This window comes from Nocardia sp. CWNU-33 (assembly GCF_046764895.1).
In the GTDB taxonomy this organism is placed as follows: domain Bacteria; phylum Actinomycetota; class Actinomycetes; order Mycobacteriales; family Mycobacteriaceae; genus Nocardia.
This window is the reverse complement of the sequence record NZ_JBKOQN010000005.1, coordinates 252,127-271,495: the sequence shown is the minus strand read 5'-3', so window position 1 is coordinate 271,495 and position 19,369 is coordinate 252,127. Positions and strand designations below refer to the sequence as shown.

17 protein-coding genes are annotated in these 19,369 nt (G+C 68.5%); 15 read left to right on the top strand and 2 right to left on the bottom strand.

Going from position 1 to position 19,369, the window contains the following annotated elements; genetic code table 11:
* Window positions 1-4: 4 nt before the first annotated feature.
* The 11 genes from ACLMAL_RS09035 (at window position 5) to ACLMAL_RS08985 (ending at window position 11,837) form a co-directional block, all read left to right on the top strand.
* A complete protein-coding gene (locus tag ACLMAL_RS09035) occupies window positions 5-568 on the top strand; it encodes a GNAT family N-acetyltransferase (protein WP_411998651.1) in 564 nt (187 codons plus the stop codon).
* On the top strand, window positions 565-1,704 hold the full coding sequence (locus tag ACLMAL_RS09030) for an LLM class flavin-dependent oxidoreductase (RefSeq protein ID WP_411998650.1): 1,140 nt from the start codon (window positions 565-567) through the stop codon (window positions 1,702-1,704). The genes ACLMAL_RS09035 and ACLMAL_RS09030 overlap by 4 nt, the downstream gene beginning before the upstream one ends.
* A complete protein-coding gene (locus ACLMAL_RS09025; protein ID WP_411998649.1) occupies window positions 1,701-3,320 on the top strand; it encodes an ABC transporter substrate-binding protein in 1,620 nt (539 codons plus the stop codon). Before ACLMAL_RS09030 ends, ACLMAL_RS09025 begins: the two co-directional genes overlap by 4 nt.
* A gap of 2 nt (window positions 3,321-3,322) precedes the next feature.
* Window positions 3,323-4,324, top strand: coding sequence for an ABC transporter permease (locus ACLMAL_RS09020; protein WP_411998648.1), 1,002 nt, complete (start codon window positions 3,323-3,325; stop codon window positions 4,322-4,324).
* Window positions 4,317-4,559, top strand: coding sequence for a hypothetical protein (locus ACLMAL_RS09015; RefSeq protein ID WP_411998647.1), 243 nt, complete (start codon window positions 4,317-4,319; stop codon window positions 4,557-4,559). Before ACLMAL_RS09020 ends, ACLMAL_RS09015 begins: the two co-directional genes overlap by 8 nt.
* A complete protein-coding gene (locus ACLMAL_RS09010; protein WP_328411369.1) occupies window positions 4,552-5,424 on the top strand; it encodes an ABC transporter permease in 873 nt (290 codons plus the stop codon). The genes ACLMAL_RS09015 and ACLMAL_RS09010 overlap by 8 nt, the downstream gene beginning before the upstream one ends.
* Entirely contained in the window at window positions 5,421-7,208 is a 1,788-nt protein-coding gene (locus ACLMAL_RS09005) for a dipeptide ABC transporter ATP-binding protein (protein WP_411998646.1), read from the top strand. The genes ACLMAL_RS09010 and ACLMAL_RS09005 overlap by 4 nt, the downstream gene beginning before the upstream one ends.
* Window positions 7,209-7,301: 93 nt before the next feature.
* Window positions 7,302-8,510 (top strand): LLM class flavin-dependent oxidoreductase, encoded by a 1,209-nt coding sequence (locus tag ACLMAL_RS09000; RefSeq protein WP_411998645.1) that lies wholly within the window; start codon window positions 7,302-7,304, stop codon window positions 8,508-8,510.
* Window positions 8,510-9,886 carry an NtaA/DmoA family FMN-dependent monooxygenase gene (locus ACLMAL_RS08995; protein ID WP_411998644.1) on the top strand — a complete coding sequence of 459 codons (1,377 nt, stop codon included), beginning with the start codon at window positions 8,510-8,512 and terminating at the stop codon, window positions 9,884-9,886. The genes ACLMAL_RS09000 and ACLMAL_RS08995 overlap by 1 nt, the downstream gene beginning before the upstream one ends.
* The gene (locus tag ACLMAL_RS08990) at window positions 9,883-10,689 is read left to right on the top strand and encodes a DUF1684 domain-containing protein (protein WP_411998643.1); all 807 of its coding nucleotides are present in this window, start codon (window positions 9,883-9,885) and stop codon (window positions 10,687-10,689) included. The genes ACLMAL_RS08995 and ACLMAL_RS08990 overlap by 4 nt, the downstream gene beginning before the upstream one ends.
* On the top strand, window positions 10,686-11,837 hold the full coding sequence (locus ACLMAL_RS08985) for an LLM class flavin-dependent oxidoreductase (protein WP_411998642.1): 1,152 nt from the start codon (window positions 10,686-10,688) through the stop codon (window positions 11,835-11,837). Before ACLMAL_RS08990 ends, ACLMAL_RS08985 begins: the two co-directional genes overlap by 4 nt.
* Window positions 11,838-12,035: 198 nt before the next feature.
* On the opposite strand, the gene ACLMAL_RS08980 is transcribed toward ACLMAL_RS08985, so the two are convergent.
* Window positions 12,036-13,037 (bottom strand): methylenetetrahydrofolate reductase, encoded by a 1,002-nt coding sequence (locus ACLMAL_RS08980; RefSeq protein WP_411998641.1) that lies wholly within the window; start codon window positions 13,035-13,037, stop codon window positions 12,036-12,038.
* Between the two features lie 302 nt (window positions 13,038-13,339).
* Here ACLMAL_RS08980 and ACLMAL_RS08975 point away from each other — a divergent pair, with 302 nt between their 5' ends.
* From ACLMAL_RS08975 to ACLMAL_RS08960, 4 genes are all read left to right on the top strand, one after another.
* The gene (locus tag ACLMAL_RS08975) at window positions 13,340-14,419 is read left to right on the top strand and encodes a polyprenyl synthetase family protein (protein ID WP_411998640.1); all 1,080 of its coding nucleotides are present in this window, start codon (window positions 13,340-13,342) and stop codon (window positions 14,417-14,419) included.
* Window positions 14,416-15,999, top strand: coding sequence for a phytoene desaturase family protein (crtI, locus tag ACLMAL_RS08970; RefSeq protein ID WP_411998639.1), 1,584 nt, complete (start codon window positions 14,416-14,418; stop codon window positions 15,997-15,999). The genes ACLMAL_RS08975 and crtI overlap by 4 nt, the downstream gene beginning before the upstream one ends.
* A 65-nt stretch (window positions 16,000-16,064) precedes the next feature.
* Window positions 16,065-17,816, top strand: coding sequence for an alpha-(1->6)-mannopyranosyltransferase A (locus tag ACLMAL_RS08965; protein WP_411998638.1), 1,752 nt, complete (start codon window positions 16,065-16,067; stop codon window positions 17,814-17,816).
* Window positions 17,813-18,823 carry a phytoene/squalene synthase family protein gene (locus ACLMAL_RS08960; RefSeq protein WP_411998637.1) on the top strand — a complete coding sequence of 337 codons (1,011 nt, stop codon included), beginning with the start codon at window positions 17,813-17,815 and terminating at the stop codon, window positions 18,821-18,823. The genes ACLMAL_RS08965 and ACLMAL_RS08960 overlap by 4 nt, the downstream gene beginning before the upstream one ends.
* A 39-nt stretch (window positions 18,824-18,862) precedes the next feature.
* On the opposite strand, the gene ACLMAL_RS08955 is transcribed toward ACLMAL_RS08960, so the two are convergent.
* Window positions 18,863-19,231 (bottom strand): Rv2175c family DNA-binding protein, encoded by a 369-nt coding sequence (locus ACLMAL_RS08955; RefSeq protein ID WP_411998636.1) that lies wholly within the window; start codon window positions 19,229-19,231, stop codon window positions 18,863-18,865.
* Window positions 19,232-19,369: the final 138 nt, after the last annotated feature.

Below are 19,369 nucleotides of genomic sequence, written 5' to 3'. Positions count from 1 at the left end.
CCCGATGACACAGCGACTTTCCTCGAATCGGCGACTTTCCCCGGCAACACGACCCGAGCTGTGCGTGCACGCGGTCGCCCAGGACGATCCGTTGGCCACGCCCCTGCTCGCAGAGCTCGCCGTCGAATACAGCAGGCGCTACGGCCGGACCGTCGGTGCGGTGCACGACTCGCTGCGCGACTATCCGGCCGCGGAGTTCGCGGCGCCGGACGGTGCGCTGCTGGTCGTCACCCGCGACGGCGAACCCGTGGCAGGTGGCGCTTTCCGACGCTACGACGACGACACCGCCGAGCTGAAACGCATCTGGACCGCACGTGAGCACCGCAGGCAGGGACTCGGGCTCTTCGTGCTCGAACAGCTGGAGACCGAGATCGCACGGCGTAGCTACCGCCGCATCTACCTGACCACGGGTCCGCGCCAGCCCGAGGCCGTCGCCCTGTATCTGGCCCACGGTTACACCGCGCTCTACGACCCGGACATCCCGTCGGAAGAGATCGGCCCGCATCCCTTCGAGAAGTACCTGCCCGCCCCACATCCCGCCTCCGACCCGGTAGGAGCCCACGCATGAAGTTCCTGCTTTTCACCCTGGTCACCCGGGTTCCGGACCCGATAACCGGACGGCTGCCCGGCACCAGGGAGCGCCTGCGCAATGTCATCGAGCAGGCGGGCATCGCCGAAGAGCTCGGCTACGACGGGTTCGCCGTCGGTGAGCGGCACGAGGATCCGTTCCTGTCGGCCGCACCGCCGGTGATCCTGAGCCACATCGCCGCGGTCACCTCGCGCATCTCGTTGTTCACCGCGGTCACCACGCTGAGCCTGCTGGATCCGGTGCGCGCCTTCGAGGACTACTCGACGCTGGACAATCTCTCCGGCGGCAGACTCGAACTGATCATCGGCAAGGGCAACGGCAGTGCGCAGGCGGAGCTGTTCCACGTCACCACCGACGATCAGTGGGACCGCAATCGTGAAGGCTACGAGCTGTTCCGGGAGCTCTGGGCCAGCGACAGCGTGACATGGTCCGGCCGGTTCCGGCCCGAACTCCGCGCGGCCAAGGCGCTGCCACGGCCATGGCAGCCGCGCATCCGCATCTGGCACGGCAGCGCGACGAGTCGCGACTCGGTGGAACTGGCCGCGCGCCACGGTGATCCGCTGTTCTCGGCGAACGTCACCAATCCCATCGAGCCGTATGCCGAGCTGGTGCGCCACTACCGGGAGCGGTGGGAGTTCTACGGGCACGACCCCGCCGATGCCATGGTCGGCGCGGGTACCGCCGGATTCCACGTGGCCAGGACCTCGCAGGAGGCCGCGGAGGTGTTCCGGCCGATCTTCGAGGCGCGACTCGCGCTGGCCCGCAAGCTCGGGTTGCCGGTGGTGTTCGAGACCCTCGACGACTTCCTCGCCCGCAGCTCGGCGTTGGTCGGCAGCCCGGAGCAGGTGATCGACAAGGTCAGCCGTCAGCATGAGCACTTCGGCCACGAGGTGACCCACTTGGCCGCGGATCGCGACGGACGCACCGCAATTGCGCACCGCGACAGCCTCGAGTTGTTCCAGTCCGCAGTTGCCCCGGAACTGCGCAGGCGGATTCAGAGCAGGCCATTGGCCGTGCACTCGGCCACCGACCATCCCGTTCGACCCACCACCGACTACGACCTCGATTCCCAGGGCGACCTCGTCCGCACCGAAACATCTGGAGTACCACAGTGATCCGACCCCGCTATCGAATCGCGGCCGTGGCCGCAGCCGTCACTGCGGCCGCGAGCCTCGCCGCCTGCGGCAGTGATTCGGCAGGGACCGGCGCGGACGCGGGCCCGCCCAAGCCGGGTGGCACGCTGCGCTACGGCCTGTCGGTGGCGCCGACCTGCTCGGACCCCGCACAGTCGGGCACCAATCAGACGCTGTATGTCAGCCGTCAGATCGTGGATTCGCTGACCGATCAGGATCCGAAGACCGGTGAACTGAAGCCCTGGCTTGCGCAGAGCTGGGAGGTCACCCCCGACGCGAAGGTCTTCACCTTCCACCTCTTCGACGGCGTCACCTTCAGCGACGGCACGCCGCTGACCGCGGAATCGGTGCAGAAGACCTTCGACTCGGTCCTCGAGCTGGGCGCGGCGAAGGCGCCGCTCGGCGCGAGCTATCTCACCAACTATGTTGCGACCACTCCGGTGGACAAGCTGACCGCCCGCGTGGAGTTCAGCAAACCGAATGCCCAATTCCTGCAGGCCACCTCGACCGCGCAGCTCGGCATCCTCGCCGACGTCACCACCGCGAAACCCGCCGAACAACGCTGCGCGGGCGACAACGTCGGCAGCGGCCCGTTCACCTACGCGAACTACCGGCAGGATGCCTCGGCGACGCTGGCCAAACGCGCCGGATACCACTGGGGTTCGGCGGTGTTCGCGCACCGCGGCGAGGCCTACCTCGACAAGATCGAGTTCACCGTCGTCCCCGAGTCCGGAGTCCGCACCGGAAGTCTCGGCTCCAATCAACTCGATGCCATCAGCGACGCCCTGCCGCAGGACGCACCCCAGATCGAGGCGACCGGCGGGCGGGTGCTGAGCACCGCGAACCCGGGCGTGCCGTTCGGCTTCCAGCCCAATGTCACCCGCGGGCCACTGCGCGATCCCGCGGTCCGCCAGGCGCTGCTGCCTGCCATCGACCGCAAGCAGCTCATCGACACCGTGCTCGGCCCGCAATTCAAGACCGCGACGAGCTCGCTGGCCAGCACCACGCCGGGCTATCAGGATCTGTCGGCCACACTGCCCTTCGACCAAGCCAAGGCACGCAGCATCCTCGAGCAGGCGGGCTGGACACCGGGCGGCGACGGCATTCGCGTGAAGAACGGTGAGCGGCTGACCTTCTCGGTCCTGTTCAGCCAGGTGTTCGCGGGCAATCAGGCGATCCTCGAACTGGTGCAGCAACAGCTGCGCCAGATCGGCGTCGAACTGCGGCTGGATCTGGTTGCGGTCGCGGAGTACACCGCGCGGCAGAACGCCAAGGACTACGACAGTGTCTATTACAACAGCACCCGCGCCGACGGCGACATCCTGCGCACCGCATTCAGCGTGGACAGTCGCAATCTCAATGTGCGCGAGCGTATCCCGACGCTGGACGACGCACTCGACGGACAGTTGAGCACCGGCGACGCCGCCGCACGCAACGCCCTCATCCGCACCGCGCAGCAGGCGGTACTGGATTCGGGTCTGTGGATTCCGACGGTCGAACTGTCGCAGGCCATCGGTGCCGGCGGCAACGTGCAGGATCTGAAGTTCGAGGCCTCGGCGCGACTGCAGTTCTTCGACACCTGGCTGAGTGGGCGGTAGCGATGGCGCGCTACGTGACGCTGCGAGCACTGCAGGCGGTGGGAGTGCTGTGGGCGGCCTTCAGCATCTCGTTCGTGGTGCTCTACCTCCTGCCCGCCGACCCGGTGTCCATCGCCGCCGACGCGGGCGGTTCGGGCACGGCGGTGGACAAGGCCGCGGTCGCGGAACTGCAGGCCAGATATGGGCTGGATCGCCCATTGCGGGAGCAGTACTGGACGGCGCTGACGCACGCGGTGCGCGGCGACCTCGGCCATTCCATCTCGACCGGCCAACCGGTCACCGACGCGATCGGCGACGCGCTGCCCTCGACGCTCGGATTGGCATCGCTGGCATTGCTTTTCGCGACCGTCGGCGGTGTGTCGGTGGCCTTCGCCGCGACGTACTCGCGGCGCCGCTGGCTGCGCAACGCGCTGCGGTCGCTGCCCTCGCTCGGCGTTTCGGTGCCGACCTTCTGGACCGGACTGCTTCTGCTGCAACTGTTCTCGTTCCAGTTCCGGCTTGTGCCGGCATTCGGTGGCCACGGCTTCGCAGGAACCATTCTGCCCGCCATTACCCTCGCCATCCCGATCGGCGCGGTGATCGCCCAGGTGCTCGCGACCGGACTGGAATCGACGTGGCGGCAGCCGTTCGTCGATGTGGCCGTGGCCAAGGGCGGTTCGCGCTGGTGGGTGCAGCGCAAGCACGTGCTGCGCTCGGCGGCGCTGCCCACCTTCACCATCGCGGGTGTGCTGGTCGGCAACATGCTGGCCGGATCGGTGGTGGTGGAGACCGTGTTCGCCCGCACCGGCGTCGGACGTCTCACCCAGACGTCCGTGCTCGCTCAGGACATTCCGGTCGTGCAAGGCATCGTGCTGCTGACCTCGGCTGTCTTCGTCACGGTCAATCTCGCGGTGGACCTGCTCTATCCGCTGCTGGATCCGCGCATCGCGGGGCGCACCCGTCGTGCGCCGAACCGGACCACCGCCGACATCACCACCGGCGAGGAGGTGGGTGCCCGTGCCTGATCTACCCGCGGCATCGCTGCCGAAACGACTGGGGCTCTCGTGGCGCCGCACTACCCCATCGACGCCGGCTCCACACACCTTTCCGGCCGACCGCAGATCAGCGCAGTGGCGCGATGCACCCGTCGTGCGTGACAACACTGTGCTGGCTCTGCTGCCGGAATGGCCTTCCCTCGGCTTCGCCTTCGCGCCGTGGCTGCGCATCGACAACATTGCGGAGGTGAACGTCCATGGTTGACGTACTCGACGAGCGGCGCAGCGTGGCAGCGCCGTGGTTGCGGCGGCCAGTATTGCGAGGGAAGACCTTGCGTGGCAATGCGGCGCAGATCATCGCCGTCCTGGTCGTGCTGATCGCGCTGGGGTGGGCGTTATCGCCGTCGGTGTTCGCCAGTGGCGATCCGCTGACCGGCGTGCCCGCCGAGAAGTTCCGTGGGCCGAGCGCTCAGCACTGGTTCGGCACCGACAATCTCGGCCGCGATCTCTACACACGGATGGTGCACGGTGCGGGACTTTCGCTGACCGCAACGCTTTCGGCGGTGGCGATCGCGCTGGTCGCCGGGTCGGTGCTCGGCTTGCTGTCCGGGTCGATCGGCGGCGTTGTCGACACCCTCATCATGCGATTCGTCGACGTGCTGCTGTCGATTCCCGCGCTGCTGCTTTCGCTGGCGCTGGTCACCGCGCTCGGGTTCGGCACCCGCAATGTGGCTATTGCCGTGGGTGTTTCGCTGGTCGCCAACTTCGCCAGGGTGATGCGCTCGGAAGTGCTGCGGGTACGTCAAGCACCGTTCGTGGAGGCGGCGCACGCCTCCGGCGTCCGCTGGTACAGCGTGCTCGCCCGGCACGTGCTGCCCAACGCCTACCAGCCGGTGCTCGCTCTTGCCGCCGTCGAGTTCGGCATGGCGGTGCTCTCGGTCTCGGCGTTGAGCTTCCTCGGCTACGGCGCGAAACCGCCTACTCCCGAATGGGGCTCACTGATCTCCGAGGGCCGCAACTACCTCGCCACCGCCTGGTGGATGACCACACTGCCCGGCCTGGTGATCATCGCGGTCGTCCTGGCCGCCCAGCGCCTCGGCCGCACCGTCAGCGGGAGTGAGCACGCATGAGCGACAACGATTTCCGCAGCGTCCATCCGGCCGATCACCACGCGGTACAAACGAGCGAAGGTGACGGGCCGGCTGGCGGCCGGCCGCTGGTGACGGTCGCCGAAGCGCCGGTAGGTACCAGCGCCGACCCGGTCGCCCCCGGCCCGATCGGGGTCGAATCATCGGCACCTGATGCCGCACTCCTTCGCATCGACGGTCTCCATGTTCGCTACCGTTCCGACTCCGGTCCCGTCACCGCGTTGGCCGGTGCCTCGCTCACCGTGGCACGTGGTGAGGTTGTCGCCTTGGTCGGTGAATCCGGTTCCGGTAAGTCGACGCTGGCGCAGGCAGTGATCGGGTTACTCGGGCCGAATGCCGAGATCAACGGCGGGACGGTCACTTTCGACGGGGAGATCGTGGACACCGGGTCCGAACGGGCGGTGCGGCGACTGCGCGGGGCTCGGATCGGATTCGTCCCGCAGGATCCCGGGCTGTCGTTGAATCCGGTACAGCGGGTGGGCGATCAGGTCGCCGAGGCGTTGATCGTGCACGGTCTGGCCGACCGGCGCGATGCCGAGCGGCGGGCCGTGGAGTTGCTCACCGAGGCCGGGCTCGATCGGCCGGAACTGCGGGCCACGCAGTATCCGCACGAGTTGTCCGGCGGACAGCGACAGCGGGTGCTGATCGCGGCGGCGCTGATCTGCGGGCCGGAGCTGGTGATCGCCGACGAGCCGACCAGTGCGCTGGATGCGACGGTGGCGCGCCGGGTGCTCGATGGGCTTGCCGCGCAGATCGCTGCTCGTGGCACGGCCGTCCTGCTGATCACCCACGATCTCGCGGTGGCCGCCGAGCGGGCCGATCGCCTGGTGGTGCTGAACGGCGGCGAGATCGTCGAAACCGGTCCCACCGCAGCCGTGCTCGCCGAACCGCGACACCCCTACACGAGGCGCCTGCTCGCGGCATCGCCGAGCCTGGCTCCGTTCGGCGGGTTCCGGCCGCGCCGCCACCCCGAAGAAAAGCCGCTGCTCTCGGTCCGCGAGGCGCACAAGCGCTTCCGTGCGCACTCCGGCGGATCGGTGACCGCGGTCGCCGGCGTCGGCTTCGACCTCGGACGGGGCGAAACGCTGTCGCTCGTCGGCGAATCCGGCTCCGGCAAGTCCACCACCGCACGCATCGCGCTACGGCTCTGCGAACCCGACAGCGGTGCGGTCACCTTCGACGGACGCGAGCTGACAAAGGTCCAGGGACCCGAGCTGCGGGCGCTGCGCCGGCGCTTCCAGGTGGTGTACCAGAACCCCTACGCCTCCCTCGACCCACGCTGGCGCGTCGGGTCGATCATCGAGGAACCGTTGCGCGCGTATGGAGTCGGCGACCGCAAGGCCCGGCAGACGCGGGTGCGGGAACTACTCGAACAGGTTGCGCTGCCGGAGCAGTTCAGCCGGCGGCGACCCGCCGAACTGTCCGGCGGGCAGCGGCAGCGGGTCGCCATCGCGCGAGCGCTCGCGCTGCACCCCGACCTGCTCGTACTCGACGAACCGGTCTCCGCGCTCGATGCTTCGGTGCAGGCCCAGATCCTGGAACTGCTCGAGCGCCTCCAGGCCGAACTGCGATTGAGCTACCTGTTCATCTCGCACGACCTGGCAGTGGTGCGCCGGATCAGCGACCGGGTCGCGGTGATGCGCAACGGACGCATCGTCGAAACCGGCCACACCGCCGACATTTTCGACAACCCCCAGCACGAGTACACCCGGGAACTGTTGTCGGCCATCCCCGCCCACGCCGCCGTCACGAAAGGGCAGTTCTGATGCACATCCTCGCCGGACCCGGCCGCCACGGCGCACAGATCGCCACCGCAGCGGACTACCCGCCCCTCGAATCGACTGGAAAGGATCGTGCTGATGCCTGATTCGGATTTCTTCCTCGGTGTGGAGCTCACCGGAACCGGTGTGCATCCGGCGTCGTGGCGGCGCGACGATTCACGAGCCGAGGATCTGTTCACCGGCGGCTACTGGGTGGATACGGTCGCGGCCGCCGAAAGCGCCGGGGTGGACGCGGTTTTCGTGCCCGACTCGTTCGGCGTGCAGCAGGGCGGGGCCGGGGTCGCCAGGGGCGTGCTCGATGCGGTCGCGATCGCCGCCAGGGTCGCCGCGCGCACCCACGGCATCGGACTGATCGCACAGGCTGCGGTAACACACACCGAACCGTTCCATCTGTCCAAGGCGATCGCGAGCCTCGATTTCGCCTCGCTCGGCCGCGCAGGCTGGGAGGTCACCGTCTCCGAAGGCGCCGAGCAGGCACAGGTATTCGGCCGCAAGGACGCCCAGGCGGCCGCGGCGCTGTGGCATGAGGCGGACGAGGCGATCGACGTGGTCACGCGGCTGTGGGACAGCTGGGAGGACGACGCGGAGATCCGCGACGAGTCGACCGGCCGCTTCATCGACAGGGACAAGCTGCACTACATCGACTTTGTCGGCGAGAACTTTTCGGTCAAGGGCCCGTCGATCACCCCGCGTGCTCCGCAGGGTCTGCCGATCATCGCGATCCGCGCCGCCGACGCAGCGAGCACGGCGGTAGCGGTCCGCCACGCCGACCTGATCCGCGTCGCCGCCGCCGATCTCGACGCGGCGGCCGCACGACGCGCGGCGCTGCGTGCCGCGCTTGCGGCCGCGGGACGCGATCCGGAGAAGGTCCGAGTACTGCTGGATATCGACATCCACCTGGCCGACACGGTGGCTGCGGCGCACGACGAGGTGGCTCAGCTGGACCGCTGGGCCGACCCGATCGCCACGGCGGACACCAACGCACCGAACACGCTGCGCCACCTCGGCACTCCGGACACACTGCGCGAGCTCATCACCACCCTCCGCGCTTGCGCCACCGACGGCATCATCCTGCGCCCCCTCGCCGCACCTGCCGCCCTCCGCATCCTCGCCATAGCACCCCTGCTCGGGGTCCCCACCCATTCAGGGCACCCAGCAGGCGTGCGAATCCCGACAACAGGTGCGGACAGCAGCAGCCCAGGAATGCTGCGGTCACGCCTCGGGTTGGCGCGGCCGGCCAGCCGCTACGCGCAAACCTCCACCGCTACTTCGGAAGGGACGCTGTGATGAGTGGGAAACCTCGCAAGGCGGTTCATCTTGCCGCGCACTTTCCGGGGGTGAACAACACCACCGTGTGGAGTGATCCGGCATCGAAGAGTCAGATCGATTTCGAGTCGTTCGTGCATCTGGCCCAGACCGCCGAGCGCGGGTTGTTCGACTTCTTCTTTCTTGCCGAGGGGCTGCGGCTGCGCGAACATCTCGGACGGATCCACGATCTCGATGTCGTGGGCAGACCGGATACGTTCACCGTGCTGAATGCACTGGCCGCGGTCACCGACAAGCTCGGGCTGGCGGGCACAATCAACAGCACCTACAACGAGCCCTTCGAGTTGGCCAAGCAGTTCGCGTCGTTGGATCATCTCTCGGGTGGTCGGGCGGCATGGAATGTCGTCACCTCGTCGGATGCCTTCACCGGCGAAAATTTCCGGCGCGGCGGCTATCTCGAGCACAGTCAGCGCTACCGGCGGGCCGCCGAGGTTATCGAAGTCAGCCGCGCGCTGTGGGACAGCTGGCCGGGCGATTCGCTGGTGGTAGATCGCGAGGCGGGCGTTTTCGCCCGCGATGTTCCCGAAATCAGCTATCGCAATACACAATTCGATATCTCGGGCCGGTTCGTGCTGCCACCGAGTCCGCAGGGACACCCCGTGTTGCTGCAGGCAGGCGATTCCGACGAGGGCCGGGAGTTCGGTGCGGCCAGCGCCGACGCCATCTTCACCGGGCACGGCTCGCTGGCAGCCGGGCAGCAGTTCTATGCGGATGTAAAGGGCCGCTTGGCGAAATACGGCCGCACCCCCGACGAGCTGAAGATTCTGCCCGCCGCGACCTTCGTGCTCGGCGACACCGCCGAGGACGCGCAGGAACGGGCCAGGCACATCCGACTCCAGCAGGTCGGCCCGCAGACCGCCATCGCCTTCCTCGAACAGGTGTGGGGCCGTGACCTTTCCGGCTACGACCCGGACGGGCCGCTGCCCGATGTCGAACCATCCGGCGACGCCACCATCACCCGCGGCCGGGTACGCCACGCGAAGGACCCACGCGCCGTGGCCGAGGGATGGCGCGCGAAGGCCGAGGCGGAGCAGCTCAGCATCCGCGAGCTGATCATCGAGGTCACCGCGCGCCAGCAGTTCGTCGGCACGCCGGCCGCGGTCGCCGAACAGATCGACACCTATGTACAGGCCGACGCCGCGGACGGCTTCATCCTCGTCCCGCATCTCACCCCCGCGGGGCTCGATGAATTCGTCGAGCGCGTGGTACCGGAGCTGCAGGAACGCGGCAGTTTCCGCACCGAGTACACCGGCGCCACTCTGCGCGACCATCTCGGCCTGCCCCACCCGCACCAGAACCACCGCAGCACCGCACACGAAGGAGCCCGAGCGTCATGACCACCAGCACCACAACACTTTTCGAGACCGAGTGGGCTTCCTGGCAGCACGCCAGAGAGGATCAGCTGCGCGACCCGCTCGGCTTCCTGAGTCTGACCGGATTGCATTGGCTCACCGACCGACCCGAGCGCCTGCCCGGGGTGCCAGGAACCTGGTGGGTGACCGACGACAAAGTGTTCATCACCGCACAGCCCGCCGATCGGCTGGAGTTCGACGGCACCGGCATCGCGGGCGTGCAGATCCTCACCCCCGCCGAAGGTGCACCCGGACTCACTGTGCTGCACGAGGATCGAGTGCTGGAAGTGATTCGCCGCACCGGACAGTACGCGGTACGAGTACACGATCCGGCCGCGCCGACACTGCTGAGGTTCGACGGCATCCCGGCCTACGCACCCGATCCACACTGGGTGGTCGAGGGCCGATTCGTTCCGTTCGACGCACCGCAGACAGTGACCACCGGCGCCGTTGTCGACGGTCTCGAACATCACCACACTGCCGCGGGCACTATCGAATTCCGCATCGGCGAGGTGACCGAACGGGTCATCGCCTTCGGTGAGCCCGCGAACCTGCGGGTGCTGTTCACCGACGCCACCAGCGGTGTCACCACCTACCCCGCGGCCCGCTCGCTGGCCGTGGACGCACCCGACTCCGACGGCACCGTCCGGCTCGACTTCAACCGAGCGGCGAATCTGCCCTGCGCCTTCACCGATTTCGCGACGTGCCCGCTGGCGCCCGCGGAGAACCGGCTGCGCGTGGCCATCGAAGCGGGAGAGCAGAATCCGCGGCTCGGCAGGTCGGCATGAGTGTCCCACTGTCCATCCTCGACCTCGCGCCGATCAGCGCCGGGTCGACCGCGCAGCAGGCCATCCGCAACACCATCGATCTCGCGCAACACGCCGAAGACTGGGGCTATCACCGGTATTGGCTGGCCGAGCACCATTTCGTTTCGGTGGCCAGTTCCTCGTCGATCACGCTGATCGGTCTGGTCGCCGCGGCCACCTCGCGCATCCGGGTCGGCTCGGGCGCGGTGCAGGTGGGGCACCACACATCCGCGTCGATCGTCGAGGCGTTCGGCACCATCGATGCCCTGCACCCGGGTCGCCTCGATCTCGGCCTGGGCCGGTCCGGGCACCGCCGCGCCCAGTTCGGTGCACAACCAGAGCATCCGAAGAAGAGTCATCCGGTGCTCGACACGGTGACCGGGCGCACCGAGATCAGGGACGGTGTGGTGGTCCCGCCGCCGTTCGATCCCGGCCGGATCGCCGACCGGTCGAAGTTCATCGCTTCGATCGCCGCGCTGCAGCAGGAGGGCGCACAGCCGCTGGACTTCGCCGATCAGGTCGACGAGGTCCGTGCACTGCTCGACGGCACCTACACCAGCGCCGATGGTGTTGCGTTGCACGCGGTTCCCGGCGAGGGCGCGCAGGTGCAGTTGTGGCTGTTCGGCAGCTCGGCAGGCGAAAGTGCCGAACTCGCCGGGCAACTCGGTCTGCCGTTCGCCGCGGCTTACCACGTCGCACCGGGTACCGCGCTGGACGCGGTCGATGCCTATCGGGGGGCCTTCCGGCCGTCGGCCCAGCTGGCCGAGCCCTATGTGGTGATTTCGGCGGATGTGGTCGTCGCGCCGGACGATGCCACCGCACGACACAGGGCCTCCACCTACGGTCACTGGGTGCACAGCATCCGTAGCGGAGCGGGCGCCGCCCGCTATCTCGATCCGGACCAGGCCACTGCGCTGACGCCGGAGCAGCAGCGCCTGGTCGACGACCGCCTGGCCACCCAGTTCGTCGGCGCACCCGCCACCGTCACCGAACGGCTCGCCGCACTGCAACGCGTCACCGGCGCCGACGAACTCCTCGTCACCAGCATCGCCTACGACCACGAGGACCGCCTCGAATCCCATCGCCTGCTCGCTGAGGCATGGGGGCTGCGCGCAGCCCGCGCTGCCTGAACCGCAGCACCCGATCCGGCGGGCTCCACCGAGGAGGCCGCCGGATCGCCTGTCTGTCCTACTTCGGGCTCGAATCTCCCGGTGACCGTCGATCGGCTATCACAGGGAGCTGTTGCGCCGGTATTGCGTCACCGCAGCAGACACCCGGATGCGGCGCGGCCACTGGTGGACCCGACCGACTGATCCAGGCTCGACCGATCAGGCGCTGATCGGCGCGGCCGTCACCCCGTAGCCGAGGTTGGTGAGGACCTCGCTGGTCGCCTTCGCGAAGTTGAGGGTGATGAAGTGCAGGCAGGGGGCGCCTTCGTTGATGAGGCGCCGGCCCATTTCGGTGGCGATCTCGATGCCGACCTCACGGACCGCGGCCTGGTTGGCTTCCGGGTTGTCGCCCGCGGCCCGGTGCAGCCGCTCTTTAACCGCACTGGGCAGCGGGCGGCCGCACAGTTCCTCGGCGCGCGCGACGGTGCGCAGGGAGGTGATCGGCATCAGCTCGGGGATGATCGGCTTGGCAGCCTCGATCGGGTCGCACGCGGCCATCCGATCGCGCAGGCGCAGGTAGTGCTCGACGTCGAAGAACATCTGGGTGATCGAATACTCCGCGCCCGCACGCAGTTTCGCGGCCAGGTACCGGGTATCGGTATCCAGATCAGGCGAACGGTGATGGCCCTGGGGGAACGACGCGACGCCCACGTGGAAGTCGCCGAGGTCACGCACGATGCGCACCAGTTCCTCGGCATAGGCGACACCCTCGGGATGCTTGGTCCATTCGCCGAGCGGATCGCCCGGCGGGTCACCACGCAGCACCAGGATGTTGCGGATACCGGAATCGGCGTACGCGCCGACCAGCGAGCGCAGTTCGGCGAGGCTGTGCTCGACGGCGGTCAAGTGCGCCACCGGCAGCAACGTGGTCTCCTGCGCCAGGGCGCCGGTCACTCGCACGGTGCGGTCGCGGGTGGACCCGCCCGCGCCGTAGGTCATCGAGACGAAGGCCGGATGCATCCGCTCGAACTGTCGCACCGCACGCCACAGCCTGGCCTCGGCCGTGGCGTCGCGCGGCGGGTTGAATTCCACGGAGAACGGCACCGCAGTGCTCGAATGGGTCCGCAGGCTCTGCACAACCGAGGGTGTTCCAGAGACGTTCGGTGGCGTCGGGGACGGTCGGCCAGGGGTCGAGGGTCCCCGTACGTTGTCGAAAGTCACCGGTCCAGTGTAGTGGTGGGCAGTCGCAGCCTCGCCGGGTCGCCAGGGCTGCTGTTCCCTGCGGCCGCGTATTCTGCGACCAGGCGGCATGGTCGCCACCGCCGAGCAACACGCGCGACAGCCCGGCACCGAAAACTTGCTGCGTCCGGGACAGCACGCACCCGACGCCGTCCACGACCCGCACGACCTTGGAGGCTCCCCTGTCCGCCGGACCCGGTATCCAGACGCCTCGGGGCACGCCGTCGACCGATGCAGGCACGTCGACGGCGTCCAGCGACATCGCATCAACCGACTACGCAGCGTTGAAGGCCGGTACCCCCGCCTTCGTCCAGGCCGTCGAAGCGGCGCTCACCGACTTCTTCCGCACCCGCCGAGCCGCGGTCGAACCACTGGGGCCGGTATTCGTGCAGGCCGCCGAGACACTCGTGCTGTTCGTTCTGCGCGGCGGCAAACGGACCAGACCGGCATTCGCATGGACAGGTTGGCTCGGCGCGGGCGGCGACCCCACCGGACCCGACGCGGCGGCCGTGCTGAAAGCCTGTGCCGCACTGGAATTGGTGCAGGCGTGCGCGCTGATCCACGACGACATCATCGATTCCTCGCGCACCCGCCGCCGCTTCCCCACCGTGCACGTCGACTTCGAGCAGCGCCACCGCGACCGCGGCTGGGCAGGTGATTCCGAGCACTTCGGCACCAGCGTCGCCATTCTGATCGGTGACCTGGCGCTGGCCTGGGCCGACGATATGGTGCACGCCTCCGGGCTGGAGCCCGCCGCCATCGCCAGGTTCGCGCCGGTCTGGGCGCTGATGCGCACCGAGGTGCTCGGCGGGCAACTGCTCGATATCAACGGCGAGGCAGGCGGCGACGAATCGGTGGCCGCCGCACTCCGAATCAACCGATACAAGACGGCCGCCTACACCGTCGAACGTCCGCTGCACCTCGGCGCGGCCATCGCCGACGCCGAGCCGCGGCTGGTCGAGGACTACCGCACCTTCGGCACCGACATCGGCATCGCCTTCCAGCTGCGCGACGACCTGCTCGGCGTCTTCGGCGACCCCGCCGTCACCGGCAAGCCCTCCGGCGACGACCTGCGCGAGGGCAAACGCACGGTGCTGATCGCCGAGGCGCTACAGCGCGCCGACCGCACCGACCCGGACGCCGCCGCCCTGCTGCGCGCGAGCATCGGCACCGATCTCACCGCCGACGAGGTGGAACACCTGCGTGCCGTACTCACCGGGCTCGGCGCGGTCGACGAGGTGGAACGCCGCATCACCGACCTCACCGAACAGGGCCTGGCCGCCATCGAATCCAGCTCCGCCACCCAGGCGGCCAAGCAGCAGCTGCGCGCGATGGCACTGGCAGCGACGAGGCGTGCGGCGTGAAAGTCGTTGCAGGACCGACCGATCGGGTCGTCGTCGTGGGCGCAGGTCTTTCCGGGCTCGCCGCGGCGTTGTATCTGACCGGCGCAGGCCGGACCGTGACGCTACTGGAGCGCGCCGACCACCCGGGCGGTCGCGTCGGGCTGTACCGCGGACCGGATTACGAGATCGACTCGGGCGCGACTGTGCTGACGCTGCCGGAGCTGATCACCGACGCCCTTGCCGCCGTGGGGCGGACCCCGGAATCCTGCACGCCGCCACTGCGCGTCCACCGGCTCGCGCCGAGCTATCACGCCCGATTCGCCGACGGCGCCACCATCCGAGTGTTCGCCGACCCAGAGGCGATGGCCGAGGAAGTGACCCGGGTCTGCGGGCCGGAGGAGGCGCGCGGCTATCGGCGACTGCGCGCCTGGCTGGCGAAGATCTATGAGGCCGAGTTCGGCGAGTTCATGGACACGAACTTCGACTCGCCGCTGGACATGGTCCGCAAGCCCGAGAAGCGGCGTGCGCTCGCCGCGCTGGTGCGGCTCGGCGGGTTCGGCAGGCTCGGGCCGCGTGTCGGCCGGTTCCTGCGTGATCAGCGGCTGGCCCGCCTGTTCACCTTCCAGGCGCTCTATGCGGGCATGCCGCCCGCCGAAGCGCTTGCCGTGTACGGCGCGATCCCCCATATGGACACGTCATTGGGCGTCTACTTCCCCGAGGGCGGGATGCGCGCCATCGCCGCCGCCATGGCGGACGCCTTCACCGCCGCGGGCGGCTCCCTGGCACTGAGCACCGAGGTCACCGCGATCGACTACACAGGCAGGCGTGCACGGCGGGTCCGCACCGCCGACGGCCGGATCTTCGACTGCGACGCCCTGGTGCTCACCGCCGATCTCGGCGCCATCGAACGATTCGGGGTGCGCCGCCGCCGACCGCTGCGCGCCGCGCCGTCGGCCGTCGTCGCGCACGGCACCGTCCCCACGCAGGTCGCCGCCACCTGGCCGGTGCAGGCGCACCACACCATCGATTTCGGCGCGGCGTGGGATCGGACGTTCACCGAGATCGCGGCGGGACGCGGGAAGGGCAGGGTGATGAGCGATCCGTCGCTGCTGCTGACGCGGCCCGCGCTCACCGACCCCACCCTCTACATCGACAGGACCGACGGCCGCCACGAGCCGTTCTCGCTGCTCGCGCCGTGCCCGAATCTCGAATCGGCGCCGCTGGATTGGGACCGGCTAGGCCCGTTCTATCTGTGCGAGCTGCTGAACATCCTGGAATCACGCGGCTACCGCGGCATCGCCGAACACTTCACCGTCGATCATCTCGACACCCCGAGCACCTGGCGCGCACAAGGCATGCTGGCCGGTACCCCGTTCTCCGCGGCACACCTGTTCCGGCAGACCGGCCCCTTTCGTCCACGCAATTTTCCACGCACCAGCGACAATGTAGTTATCGCTGGTTGCGGCACCACCCCAGGTGTGGGAGTGCCCACTGCTCTGCTATCTGGAAAACTGGCAGCAAACCGCATAACCGGCGCTCCGAGCCCCGCTCGGGATGAAACCCCACGCACCACCGGGATAGTGTTCCCAGCGAACCACTAAACTCAACGCCGACCTAATTCGCTCGCGGTTGCGACCGCCGACCACTCCGGGGGAACCGACACCGTATGCCACCCCCCGAAGCCAGCGCCGCAGCCGACACCGAGGACTCGATCATCAACACCAACACGAGCCTCGCGGACCGCACCTCGAGCACACCGGATGTCCGGCTGAGCCGACGCGGCGCGTCCAGGACCGCCGCGCCCATCGTTGCGTCCGCGCACGGACTCCGATGGTGGGTGCGGACCTCGGCCGATTTCCTTCGCAGCCCCGAAGGGCATTCGGCGCTGCTCGGTTTCTTCGGCGCGGTGATGATCACCTTCGGTGGATTCGGCGCGGGCAGCGTCCGCAAACGCGATCCGCTACTCGAGGCGATGCACCTGTCCTGGCTGCGATTCGGCCACGGCTACGTGTTGTCCACCATCGTCATCTGGGTCGGCGTGCTGCTGATGATCACCGCGTGGGTTCGGCTCGGCCGCACCACCATCGGCTTCGGAGACCGGCCGGGGGCCGGCGTCACGCTCAACGAGCTACGCGCGATCGTCGGCATCTGGATCTTCCCACTGCTGTTCGCCGCACCGATGTTCAGCCGCGACGCCTACTCCTACCTGGCCCAGGGTGCGCTGCTGCGTGACGGGTTCGACCCCTACCAGGTGGGCCCGGTCGCCAATCCCGGTGTGCTGCTGGACAACGTGAGCCCGGTGTGGACCACCACGACCGCGCCCTACGGGCCGGTCTTCCTGCTACTCGGCCGCGCGATCACCGCCATCACCGGCGACAATGTGGTGGCAGGAACGATCGCGCTGCGGCTGGTCATGCTGCCCGGCCTCGCGCTGATGATGTGGGCGGTGCCGTATCTGACCAAACATCTCGGCGGTAAGCCGACGGTGGCGCTGTGGCTGGCCGTGCTCAATCCGCTGGTGCTGATCCACCTCATCGGCGGCGTGCACAACGAGATGCTGATGGTCGGCCTCATGTGCGCAGGCATCGCGCTGGTGCTGGAGCGCCACCATGTGGCAGGCATCGTGGTCGTGGCGGTCGGCGTTGCCATCAAGGCGACCGCTGGGATCGCGCTGCCGTTCCTGGTGTGGATCTGGATGTTGCACGAGAAGGAACGCCGGGCGCTGGAGCGAGCCGCGAATTCCCCCGGCGCCACTGCGCCGCTGGAAGGCGAGCCGGATGCGGCCAAGTCCAGCGCGGAAATGCCCCACCCCGCACAGATGTTTGCCAAGATCGCCGGACTCGGGCTCAGCGTGTTCGCGGTGGTCTTTGCGGTGGCCTCGGTGGCGGCCGGTGTCGGCATCGGCTGGCTGACCGCGCTGTCGGGTTCGAAGAAGATCATCAACTGGCTGTCGCTTCCGACGATCATGGCGCACGTCACCACCTGGGTCACCCCGTGGCGGACGGAATCGGTGCTCGGCGTGACCAGGACAATCTGTGCGGCGGCATTGGTCGCGGTGTTGGTGTGGACGTGGTGGCGGTTCCGCCACAGCGAACGCGAGGCCGTGCTCGGCATCCTCATTGCCTTCGTCGGAATCGTCATCCTCTCCCCCGCCGCGCTGCCCTGGTACTACTCCTGGCCGCTTGCGCTCGCCGCGGGCTTCGCGCTGTCGACCACCACCCTGATGGTGCTGGTCGGGCTCTGCACCTGGCTCATGCTGGTGTTCCAGCCCGACGGTTCGATCGGGCTGTACGACTTCCGGCACGTGGCCGCCGCGACCTTCGTCGCCGTAGTGGCGGCACTGTCGCTGCGGAAGGTGGACCCGTTGCGCTTGCGGGCCACCACGTCGGCGGATTCGCCGGCACCGTCCCGGCCGTGACCGGTTCCGCCGTGGCCGTAACGGGTTCCGTGATAGAACTCCCCGGCGCATACCGCGAATGCCGGCAGATCGCCGCGGCGCACGGCCGCACCTACTTCCTGGCGACCCGCCTGTTGTCGGCCGAGCGAAGACCCGCAGTGCACGCGCTCTACGCGTTCGCGAGGACAGTCGATGACATCGTCGACCACACGGACGCCATCGAAGGAACTCTCGACCCTGCGGCGATCGCCTATCGCGGCGAGGACTGCGCCGGACTGCTCGATCGGATCGAGAAGCAGCTGCGCCTTCGCCTGGAAGGCAACCCGCTGTCGGAGCAGATCGGCGAACAGCGGGACCGGGTCCTCCTCGCCCTCGCCGACACCATCGAACGTTACGACATTGCCCACCAGCACTTCTGGACGTTCATGGACGCGATGCGGATGGACATCGTCGGCACGCCGCAGTACCGCGACCGCTACGCGACGATGGCCGAGTTGCGCGAATACATGCGTGGGTCGGCGGCGGCGATCGGACTGCAGTTACTGCCGATACTCGGCACCGTCGTGCCGGTGTCCGAGGCCGAACCCGCGGCCGCCGCACTGGGCGAGGCGTTCCAGCTGACCAATTTCCTGCGCGACGTCGCCGAGGATCTCGATCGCAGGCGTGTGTACCTGCCCGCCGACGAACTCGCGGCGTTCGGGGTCGATTACGACCTGCTCGTCCACTGTCACCGCACCGGGCGCACCGATCAGCGGGTGCGCACGGCGCTCGCCCACCTGATCGCGATCAACCGCGACATCTATCGTGTCGCCGACCGAGGCATCGACCTGCTGGAACCGCGCGTCCGACCGGCCATTCGCACCGCGAGCACGCTGTATGCGGGAATTCTCGACCAGATCGAAAATGGCGACTACGCCATCTTCCGCAGACGCGCGGTAGTGCCACGCCGACATCGCCTGCGCGTCGCCGCGCTGGAATTCGGCGCCGCCGCGCTTCGCGGCCCGCACCGGCCGAACCCACGTCCCTGACCCGCATCGGCCTGCGACGCGGGTCGGGGACGGGTCGGGTCAGAAAGGATCGGCAGCGGCGCGGCGGATGACTTCTCGGGCCAGTGGGCCGTGCAGGGCATCGATCGGTCTACCCGGCAGGGTCTCGTCCTCGGTGAAGATCCACTCCAGGATCTCTTCGTCGGTGTACTTGGCATCCTTCATCACGGTGATCAGGCCGGGCAGCGGTTTGACCACCGCACCCGTATCGTCGAAGAACCGTTCGGGAACGCCCGCGACGCCGCCGCGGCGCACCGCGAGAAGTTGATGGTCGCGCAGCATCTGATGCACCCGGGTCACCACGAGCCCGAGCTTGCCGGCCACCTCGGGCAGCGGCAGCACGGCCACGGACTCGGGAAGGACATCATCGCTGCAGGGAAATGCACTCACCCGGCTAACGGTAGACGGTCCGCCGCCGCACGTCGTGAGACACCCGGGGCGCATTCGCCGATACCATCGTGGAGGCCGCACCGGGCGGCATGTCGCTTGTCGCGCTAACAGCGAGGGGTGAGAACTTTGTGAAAGCCG

Excerpts from the sequence above, each read along its gene's own strand:
- ACLMAL_RS09035 (WP_411998651.1), top strand. The coding sequence starts at position 5 with ATGACACAGCGACTTTCCTCGAATCGGCGACTTTCCCCGGCAACACGA.
- ACLMAL_RS09030 (WP_411998650.1), top strand. The coding sequence starts at position 565 with ATGAAGTTCCTGCTTTTCACCCTGGTCACCCGGGTTCCGGACCCGATA.
- ACLMAL_RS09020 (WP_411998648.1), top strand. The coding sequence starts at position 3,323 with ATGGCGCGCTACGTGACGCTGCGAGCACTGCAGGCGGTGGGAGTGCTG.
- ACLMAL_RS09010 (WP_328411369.1), top strand. The coding sequence starts at position 4,552 with ATGGTTGACGTACTCGACGAGCGGCGCAGCGTGGCAGCGCCGTGGTTG.
- ACLMAL_RS09005 (WP_411998646.1), top strand. The coding sequence starts at position 5,421 with ATGAGCGACAACGATTTCCGCAGCGTCCATCCGGCCGATCACCACGCG.
- ACLMAL_RS09000 (WP_411998645.1), top strand. The coding sequence starts at position 7,302 with ATGCCTGATTCGGATTTCTTCCTCGGTGTGGAGCTCACCGGAACCGGT.
- ACLMAL_RS08995 (WP_411998644.1), top strand. The coding sequence starts at position 8,510 with ATGAGTGGGAAACCTCGCAAGGCGGTTCATCTTGCCGCGCACTTTCCG.
- ACLMAL_RS08990 (WP_411998643.1), top strand. The coding sequence starts at position 9,883 with ATGACCACCAGCACCACAACACTTTTCGAGACCGAGTGGGCTTCCTGG.
- ACLMAL_RS08985 (WP_411998642.1), top strand. The coding sequence starts at position 10,686 with ATGAGTGTCCCACTGTCCATCCTCGACCTCGCGCCGATCAGCGCCGGG.
- ACLMAL_RS08965 (WP_411998638.1), top strand. The coding sequence starts at position 16,065 with ATGCCACCCCCCGAAGCCAGCGCCGCAGCCGACACCGAGGACTCGATC.